The organism is Ileibacterium valens (assembly GCF_001945525.1).
Lineage (GTDB): Bacteria > Bacillota_I > Bacilli_A > Erysipelotrichales > Erysipelotrichaceae > Ileibacterium > Ileibacterium valens.
In genome coordinates, this window is the sequence record NZ_MPJW01000105.1 from 38,073 (window position 1) to 46,638 (window position 8,566).

At 38.7% G+C, this 8,566-nt stretch carries 12 protein-coding genes; all 12 read left to right on the forward strand.

The features are described 5' to 3' along the window. Positions 1-127: 127 nt before the first annotated feature. Positions 128-1,141: a DUF2804 domain-containing protein gene (locus tag BO222_RS05005; protein WP_075818938.1), complete on the forward strand. Its 1,014-nt coding sequence runs from the start codon at positions 128-130 to the stop codon at positions 1,139-1,141. Positions 1,142-1,260: 119 nt separating this feature from the next. Further along, positions 1,261-1,866, forward strand: coding sequence for a peptidylprolyl isomerase (locus BO222_RS05010; protein ID WP_075818940.1), 606 nt, complete (start codon positions 1,261-1,263; stop codon positions 1,864-1,866). A gap of 88 nt (positions 1,867-1,954) precedes the next feature. Next, the gene (locus BO222_RS13675; protein WP_158024558.1) at positions 1,955-2,128 is read left to right on the forward strand and encodes a hypothetical protein; all 174 of its coding nucleotides are present in this window, start codon (positions 1,955-1,957) and stop codon (positions 2,126-2,128) included. Between the two features lie 179 nt (positions 2,129-2,307). Next, positions 2,308-2,886 (forward strand): hypothetical protein, encoded by a 579-nt coding sequence (locus BO222_RS05015; protein ID WP_143356943.1) that lies wholly within the window; start codon positions 2,308-2,310, stop codon positions 2,884-2,886. Further along, positions 2,883-3,533 (forward strand): HAD family hydrolase, encoded by a 651-nt coding sequence (locus BO222_RS05020; RefSeq protein WP_075818944.1) that lies wholly within the window; start codon positions 2,883-2,885, stop codon positions 3,531-3,533. Before BO222_RS05015 ends, BO222_RS05020 begins: the two co-directional genes overlap by 4 nt. Positions 3,534-3,564: 31 nt before the next feature. Further along, positions 3,565-4,014 (forward strand): DUF3284 domain-containing protein, encoded by a 450-nt coding sequence (locus BO222_RS05025; RefSeq protein WP_075818946.1) that lies wholly within the window; start codon positions 3,565-3,567, stop codon positions 4,012-4,014. A gap of 85 nt (positions 4,015-4,099) precedes the next feature. After that, entirely contained in the window at positions 4,100-4,372 is a 273-nt protein-coding gene (locus BO222_RS05030) for a DUF1292 domain-containing protein (RefSeq protein ID WP_075818948.1), read from the forward strand. A 381-nt stretch (positions 4,373-4,753) separates the two neighbouring features. Further along, positions 4,754-5,143: a class I SAM-dependent methyltransferase gene (locus BO222_RS14385; protein WP_143356944.1), complete on the forward strand. Its 390-nt coding sequence runs from the start codon at positions 4,754-4,756 to the stop codon at positions 5,141-5,143. A gap of 193 nt (positions 5,144-5,336) precedes the next feature. Further along, positions 5,337-5,690, forward strand: a complete 354-nt coding sequence (locus tag BO222_RS13300) for a phospholipase D-like domain-containing protein (RefSeq protein ID WP_083647680.1) — start codon at positions 5,337-5,339, stop codon at positions 5,688-5,690. A 285-nt stretch (positions 5,691-5,975) separates the two neighbouring features. Beyond that, the gene (locus BO222_RS13305) at positions 5,976-6,779 is read left to right on the forward strand and encodes a DEAD/DEAH box helicase (protein WP_158024559.1); all 804 of its coding nucleotides are present in this window, start codon (positions 5,976-5,978) and stop codon (positions 6,777-6,779) included. Further along, complete coding sequence (locus tag BO222_RS13310; RefSeq protein WP_269843616.1) at positions 6,736-7,518, forward strand: helicase-related protein; 783 nt, start codon at positions 6,736-6,738, stop codon at positions 7,516-7,518. The genes BO222_RS13305 and BO222_RS13310 overlap by 44 nt, the downstream gene beginning before the upstream one ends. Positions 7,519-8,164: 646 nt before the next feature. Continuing rightward, positions 8,165-8,566 (forward strand): hypothetical protein (locus BO222_RS05045; protein ID WP_143356945.1); only part of this gene is annotated, 402 nt, incomplete at its 3' end.

The following is an 8,566-nucleotide window of genomic DNA, read 5'->3' on the forward strand; positions in this document are numbered from 1 at the left end:
CCTTGCAATTTTGAAAGCGATGAGCTTTATCCATATGGTAAAGTGAACCTGGACAGCTGAAGTTCTATGATGTAATTCGATCAAAAACAGCTGAATAAGTATTTGAAAAAGAAAAAGGAAATTACTAATGAGAAATATTGAAATTCTTAGACCGATTTCCATATTTGATACACAGGGAAATCTGCAGACAACCGGTTTTGCAAGGAAGGGATTATTTACATATAATCGGGAAAATTTGAAAGTCAATCGATTGAAAATGAAAGAATGGGATTACTATCTCGTAATGAATCATGAAATTGGAGTTGCATTTACTCTTTCCGATCTGGGCTATATTCGAATGGCTTCAGTTAGTTTTCTAAATTTTGAAACCCATGAAGAAACCACCAGAACGGTATTAAAAGCGCCATCTATCTCATATAAAATGCCTGTATCTCCCAGACAGGGTGTTTGCGAGTTCAAGAGCAATGATTTGCTTTTGCGATTTGAGTCTGCCCCAAATGGAAGACACGTGTACTGCGAATTTAAGAATTTCGTAGGCAGAAGTGATTTTAAGGCCGATTTGTGGTTTACCGATCTGCCAAAGGAAAGTATGAACATTCTGACTCCTTTTGAAGATGGGAAGCATTTTTATCTGAACCAGAAGATGAATGCGATGCCCTGTGCTGGAAAAGTGATTTTCAACTGGCATATCTATCGGTTCAATCCAAAGAAAGATCTGGGTGTTCTGGATTGGGGCAGAGGTTATTGGCCTTATGAGACAACCTGGTACTGGGCCACAGCATCCGCTTACCTGAATGAAAAACCATTTGGAATCAACCTGGGTTATGGTTTTGGCGATACCTCAAAAGCCAGTGAAAATGTTATTTTCTATGATGGAAAAATTCATAAGCTGGATGACATAAACTTTCTGATCCCCGAGGATCCAATGATGCCATGGACAATCACCAGTTCGGATGGACGTTTCGAAGCCATCTTCCAACCTGATCTGGATCGGGCAGCCCTGATTAAAACTGGACCTGTCAGTTCAGATCAGCACCAGTATTTTGGAATTCTCAATGGAAGCTGTGTTTTAGATGATGGAACGGTTTTAGTCATTGAACAGCTGCGTACTGCAATCGAAAAAATTCATAATCGTTATTAATCTTTAATTACCAGAAAAGACTCATCGATTCATTGCGGCCTCTTCAGACTGCAGTGAATCGATTTTGTTTAAACGAAATCATTTTGTAAAATAGTGACTGAAAGTGAGGAAATTCAGAAGTGAAACAATTCAAGAAATTCTTTGGTCTGTTCCTGGTCTTTACGCTGATCTTTGCAAGCGCATGTTCAGGGACAGCTAAACCCGATAAGAAATATCTGGCAACTATTTCTGTTAAGAATAAGGGAGATATCGTTGTCGAACTCGACGAAAGCATTGCTCCGCAAACTGTCGATAATTTTGTAAAGCTAGCCAACGAAGGCTTTTACGATGGATTAACATTCCACAGAGTGATCAAGGGATTCATGATTCAGGGTGGAGATCCAAAAGGGAATGGAACCGGGGGAAGTGGAACCAACATTAAAGGTGAATTTGCTTCCAATGGTGTCGAAAACAATCTTTCTCATGAACGGGGTGTCATTTCTATGGCACGTTCAGGCGATCCGAATTCTGCAAGCAGTCAGTTCTTTATTGTTCATGAAGATTCACCATTCCTGGATGGCGAATATGCCGGTTTTGGTCATGTCGTGTCCGGCATGGATATTGTAGATCAGATTGCAGATGAAACACCCGTTACCGATAACAACGGATCTGTAGCGCCCGACAATCAGCCAGTCATCAAATCAATTACTGTTGAGGAAGTGACTGATGAAGACCAGGCTGAGTAATATATCCAATAATCAGGAAGTTTGTTGAGAAAGTCTTTGCAGTCTAAAATAGAAGCATAAAAACAAAACAACGTTTGTGGAGGCGACTATGAATCTGCTGGCAATCTCTTCTGTCCTGAGTGGAATGGCTAATATTTTTGGTGCGATTGGTTCGTTGAAGAAAAAAGAGTATTCCAAAAGTATTCCATATCTGATTGGAATTATTACTTTTGTGGTCTTTCTGGTGAAATACTTTTCATCGAAAAACAAAGCAACGCACTGAAACTGTTTATATCTGTCCATAACAAATGGCTGGATCACTGCTGTGAGTATCTCACGCAGAATGGACCAGCTTTTTTTATATTGAATTTCTGAGATTGCTTCTTTTACGAATTTGTTCAAATTTTAAGATGGAACAAGAATACTCAATCATTCTTGCTGGTTTTTCTGTAAAATGTGGACATGGAAAAATCGACGTATAAAACACTGTATTGGAGTGTAGTCATTATTACTGTTGGGTTTGCTGTGATGGAATTCATGGATGAAAATGCAGCCAGGGCTTCTCTCTGGCTGGCAATCGGCAGTGTGGTATTAATCGGTATGTCTCTCTGGGATAAAAAGCGAAAACAAAAACAGAATCAATCCAAAGAGTCATCACAAACATCAGCGCTGACTTCAATCCTGACTGAAGATCAGAAAAAAGACATGAAAAAAGGAGAACTGATTCCTTTACAGATCGACCAGAAGTTTTTAAAGCCGAAAGAAATTCTCTATTGGGCAGACCAGGCAAGGCAGGATCACTATGATGGAAAAGAAGGTTTGCTGCTCTTAAGTGATCAAAATATCGCTTTTGAAAATCCCGATTTTTCGTTCAGGCATCCTGTTCACCTGGTAAAAGTCAAAGAAACAAAAAATGGTATTGAACTTGAAATTCGAGGACGAAAAATGAAATTTGTCACGGCCAGCAATACTGAATTTTTAGAAGTCTGGAAACAGCTTCGAGGAAGCAGTTCGATTCAGAAAGGAAAGATGAAAAAATGAATCAGAATAAACGGGCAATACTTTTTGATCTCGATGGAACCTTGTGGGATTCCACCAATCAGATCGTTGAATCCTGGAATGACATTCGTATTCAGCAGGGATATGATCTTGTGAGTCATGAAAAAATCAGCTCCCTGCTTGGGCAGCCAATGGATGTATTTGCAAGACAGATGTATCCGGATCAGGATTTCGAGAATGCCTCTAAGATGCTTGAAGAATGTATGGAAAACGAGAACCGATACCTAGAAGTCCATGGGGCGACATTATATCCAAATCTGAGAAAGGTTTTAGAAGAGCTTCATAAAGACTATTTTCTGGCCATCATATCTAATTGTCAGAAGGGATACATCGAAGCCTTTCTAAAAGCGCATCAGTTGGCGGATCTGTTTGATGACTATGAAAGTTATGGCAATACGCTATGTTATAAAGATGAAAATATCCGAAAAGTGATCAAGAGAAATAATATCTCAGAAGCGTTATATGTTGGAGATATTGAAGACGATGGAATCAGTGCCAATAAGGCGGGGGTACCGTTTATCCTGGCAGAATACGGTTTTGGAAACTCAGATACTCCGTATCGTATCAAATCCTTGACCGATCTTTTCGATGTGATTGATGAGATCTTTGCGAAGACTGATTTACAATAGGTTTAAAAAACAAGAGTAGGAATGAACTTAGATGAAAATCGAAAGAACACTGAATATGTCACCAGAAGAGTTTTATGAAGCCATGCAGGAATCGATGGCCCATCAGATCAATGTTGAGCTGTCAAAATCACTAAGTCCTGAAGACATACAGACTGGATATTCTCATAAAGTAAAAACAACCACAAAGAATGGTACCAGAACAACCAGATTTGCTGTCGTTAAAGCCATCCCAGGAAAAGAAATGGTTATATCTCACCATTCTCAGGATGCCAGATCAAAAACCTCCTATAAGATTTTCCCAGATCCTGCGGGACTAAAACTTGTTTTTGAACAGAATACAGAATATTTAAATTCAGATGTAAAACCATCTGGTATTCGACTGAGAATAACGGACATATTGTCAATTGGAAAGATCAACCGGCAGCTGACGGATTTAGAGATGAAAATCGAAAAGAAGCGTAAGAAAAAGAAAGCTCAATAAGCTAAGAGAAACGGTCATTGATCAGGTCAAGATGGTGATGAGAAACCTTTTGAATCTCTACAATAGAGATCAGGAGGACATTCGAATGATTGATCTTGATAATAAAACAATTACGATTAAAGCCGATAATGGTGATGAAAAGGAATTCGATATTCTGTTCGTCTTCAATAAGGAAGATTCTCAAAAGGAATATGTGGTATTTACAGATTATTCTCCAAGTGAACACGGAGGAACATCTTTGAGTGCTGCAAGTTTTGATGCCAGTGATCCAGAACAGGTTCTTTCCCCGATTGAAGAAGACGAGTGGGAAATCGTTTACCATGTTCTCCAAGAGATGCAGCAAGGATTTGCAAACTAGTTGTTAGTAAAAAACATACTTCAGATCTTAATCAGGATTCAAATCCAGAATAGATCTGAAGTTTTTTATTGTTAATTGAAAATATAGCATTATTTATGTTAGATAAACTGATTAAAACGATTATTACAATAAACTTAAAAATATATTACTAATTTAAAATATTAAAATTAAAATTTGATCTCTCTCCTGTTTATAGTGATTGAACAGGAATTAATCCAGGACAATGGATATTTATACGATATCGTATTTGTTTTTATGGATGTGGTTTAATGAAAAAGGAGATATCTATACTTTTAATCTGTTCTGGGTAGGAGACAATTTGAATTCAACCAGAAAGGTCAACCAAATAAACAAAAAATACAATTGCTGAGGAGATTATGAATGGATAGTCAGAACATAACATTAGAAACCAATGAAACGATTGAGTACTATAATCTGAATTCAAAAGCTTTCACCAATTCAACACAGAAAGCTTCTCTGTCAGATATTCATCAGGAGTTTATTTCAAGACTGCAGCCGAATTCCAGTATTCTTGATTTTGGCTGTGGGAGCGGAAGGGATAGTGCTGCATTCAAATCTCTAGGTTTTCAGGTGAGTGCAATTGATGGTTCTAAAAAGATGTGTGAAATCGCATCAGAATTTTCTGGTATCCCTGTAAAAAAATGCGTTTTGAAGAATTTAATCAGATCGATTCGTACGATGGAATCTGGGCCTGTGCAAGTCTGCTTCATCTTTCCTCAAAGAAGCTGCCAGAAGTCTTTCAATCATTGATGGATGGACTTCATGAAAAAGGAATCCTTTATTGTTCTTTTAAATATGGAGCATTTGAAGGTCTTCGAAATGGACGGTTTTTCCTGGATCTAAATGAAAAAGCTTTTCTTCAGATGATTTCATCAATTGAACAAGCGGATGTTTTAAAAATATGGTTGACTGAAGATGCCAGAAAAGAAAGGAAAAACGAGCAATGGCTCAATATATTGATTCAAAAGAAAACCGAATCACCTTTGGAAGTGACCAACAAAGCTGCTGGCTGATCACTCCTTTGAAAAAGAGCCTCGCTAAAGCCTCGTCAATCGATTTCATTGTTTCCTTTGTGATGGTTTCTGGAGTTCGATTATTGATTGAGGATCTCAAGGAAGGTGCTAAAAGAAATGCACAGATTCGAATCCTGTGCGGGAATACCTTAAACATTACTGAACCAGCCGCCTTAGCGATGCTTTACTACGAATTGCCTGAAAACATCGAGATTCGTTTTTATACAGAAAACAGGCGCTCCTTTCATCCCAAGAGTTATTTATTCAGACGAGAAGATGGATAACAGGAAGCCTATATCGGTTCAAGCAATCTTTCTGCTTCGGCTCTGACCCGTTCGATCGAGTGGAACTATAGAATTGATGGTATACAAGATCAGCAGACCATCCATAAGATGCATCTTGAATTTGATCGTCTGTTTGAGCAGGCAAGAATTGTCGATGAAACTTTGTAGGAGGAATATTCAGAAAATTGGATCCGGCCAAAACTTTTAAATTCTCCAATCCTGGAAGAAAATTATAAAGGATCTGAAGAATCAGACATTTCAGAGAACCAATCGCAAAAATATAAAGTGATTGAGCCAAGGGATGCTCAGATTGAAGCGTTATACGCATTAAACAAAACTCGTCAGGAAGGATATTCGAAAGCCTTGATTCAGGCTGCAACTGGTGTAGGAAAAACCTATCTGGCTGCTTTTGATTCACTGTCCTATCAGCGAATCTTATTTGTGGCTCATCGTCAGGAAATCTTACTGCAGGCTGCAAAAGCTTTTAAAAAAATTCACCAGACAGAAAATATCGGCTTGCTCGATCAGGATCACAAGGACCTGGATGCCAAGATTCTTATGGCTTCAGTCCTCACACTTTCATCGGATCAATATCTGAATCATGAAATTTTTTCCAGAAAGGCATTCGACTATATCGTAATCGATGAATTTCACCATGCTGCAGCAAAGTCCTATCAGAAAATCCTTGATTATCTTCAACCGAAATTTCTTTTAGGATTAAGTGCCACTCCAGAACGAATGGACGGAAGAAGCGTTTATGCACTTTGTGACTTTAATGTGCCTTACAAGGTCGATCTTCAGAAAGCAATCAATCGATCATTGCTGGTTCCATTCCATTACTATGCTATCTATGACGATACAGATTATTCTCAAATGAGAAAATCAGGTGGACGATTTGTCATTGAGGATCTTGAAAAAGCATATGAATCTTCAAAGAGCCGATCCTTATCCATCCTGAAGCATTATCGAAAGTATCCTTCAAAACAGGCAATTGGATTTTGCGCATCCAAAGCTCATGCTTCATTGATGGCGAGGTATTTTACCGATAACGGAATACCGGAGCGCAGCAGTTTATTCCTCAAGTTCTAAGGATCCATATGCTCTTGAGAGAGCAGAGGCGATTTCACAGCTGCAGGAAGGGAAGAAACGCGTTCTGTTTACAGTAGATATGTTTAACGAAGGCGTCGATATCGAAACGATCGATATGGTCATGTTTCTTCGTCCGACTGAATCAAGTACAATTTTTCTGCAGCAGCTGGGTCGAGGCCTGCGTCTTTCAAAAGGTAAAAAATATCTGACTGTGCTTGACTTCATTGGCAACTATGAGAGGGCGTTTTTAAGTGCGGCCTTACTCAGTAAAGGAGTGAAAAAGGCAAACAGTCTGGTATCTATTCACCAGCTTTCATTACCTGAAGGATGTCTTTACGATTTTGATCTTGAACTGATCGATCTGTTCGAAAAGATCAAAAAATCCAAACGAACCAAATCAGAGTGGATCAAGGATGAATATTATCGAATCAGACAGACCATCGAGCATAGACCTTCTCAAAGAGAATTCTTCGAAAATATGGAAGATGAGCTGCTTGATATCATTCTTCGTGAATCTTCTCTGAATCCTTTTCAAAATTATCTTGCCTTCTTAAGTGGATTAGGAGAATTGAATGAAGAAGAAAAAATACTGATGAATTCAATGGCAGGAAAGTTCATTCATTGTATTGAAACAACTGCCATGAGCCGCGTCTATAAGATGCCAGTCTTAATGAGTCTGATCGATCAGGAACATCAGGTGATTCGTATGGAAGTTTCGGATAAGAAGATGCTTGAGTAATGGAAGAGCTTTTTTTCCAAAAATGAGAACTGGAAAGATCTGAGCAAAAAAGGTCAGAATCTAAGTTTTCAAGAATACAAACAAATTACTGATCGTGCACATCTTCAGAAGATTCGCTCACAGCCTGTTCATTTTCTGACTCACAGCGAAGCAGAGTTTTTTTCTTACGAAGATCATCATCTGATTTTAAATTCATCATTAAGGGATTTTCAAAGTAATCTGATCTTCTTTGAATGGATTAAAAATGTCGTTGAATTCAGAAGTGTGCTGTATTACTTTTCCCGTTTTCAAAAGAAATTACTCGATTAAGAAGAGCAGTTCTTGAATTTTCGAGTTTCCATCAGGTTGGATGATTCATTTTTTTCTGTTTTCCAGGATTGATATGAATCATCCTTTTTTACTTCTGAAGTTTTTTAATCTTCTAGACGATATGGTTTTTCTTTATTGCGATATAAGAAAATCGGGATTTTCAGCAATGTCGTTAAGTTAAGGAGTGTCTTCCATGCGGAATTCGCTCCTCGTTTTTTTGATTTTTAACACAAGCAGTGGAGTTGCTCCAAAAGTTTATAAATTATCCGAATATAGCACTTGACAGACCGAAGCTCGGAACTAATCCATAATCCGAAGGATTTCGGAGGTGGTTATTTTGACCCATTCGAAATCCCCTAAACAGTATCGCCAAATCTTCTATTCTTACCTGGACGGTCTGGCAGACTGCCCGGATCGTTCCCTGATTGAAGGCGAAGCCTTCACGCGAAACAGAAAAATTGGCCTTTCCCGTATTGCTCGTTTTATCGCTTCTCTGACAAGCGGCTCTATTCGCCAGCAGAATCTGACTTACTTCAAGACGCATAAAATCCAGGTCACTGACTCTGCCATATGTCAGGCTCGAAGCAAGTTCGACCACACAGTTTTAAAGACCGCCTGTCTGGGCTTTACTGATGAGCTTGTTCAGGAATCTCCTTTATTCAAAGGAAAATACAGACTCATTGGCGTAGACGGATCCAACTTTCCAATCCTGCCCAATCCTGATGAACCTCAGAACTGT

Excerpts from the sequence above, each read along its gene's own strand:
- BO222_RS05005 (WP_075818938.1), top strand. The coding sequence starts at position 128 with ATGAGAAATATTGAAATTCTTAGACCGATTTCCATATTTGATACACAG.
- BO222_RS13675 (WP_158024558.1), top strand. The coding sequence starts at position 1,955 with ATGAATCTGCTGGCAATCTCTTCTGTCCTGAGTGGAATGGCTAATATT.
- BO222_RS05015 (WP_143356943.1), top strand. The coding sequence starts at position 2,308 with ATGGAAAAATCGACGTATAAAACACTGTATTGGAGTGTAGTCATTATT.
- BO222_RS05020 (WP_075818944.1), top strand. The coding sequence starts at position 2,883 with ATGAATCAGAATAAACGGGCAATACTTTTTGATCTCGATGGAACCTTG.
- BO222_RS05025 (WP_075818946.1), top strand. The coding sequence starts at position 3,565 with ATGAAAATCGAAAGAACACTGAATATGTCACCAGAAGAGTTTTATGAA.
- BO222_RS05030 (WP_075818948.1), top strand. The coding sequence starts at position 4,100 with ATGATTGATCTTGATAATAAAACAATTACGATTAAAGCCGATAATGGT.
- BO222_RS14385 (WP_143356944.1), top strand. The coding sequence starts at position 4,754 with ATGGATAGTCAGAACATAACATTAGAAACCAATGAAACGATTGAGTAC.
- BO222_RS13300 (WP_083647680.1), top strand. The coding sequence starts at position 5,337 with ATGGCTCAATATATTGATTCAAAAGAAAACCGAATCACCTTTGGAAGT.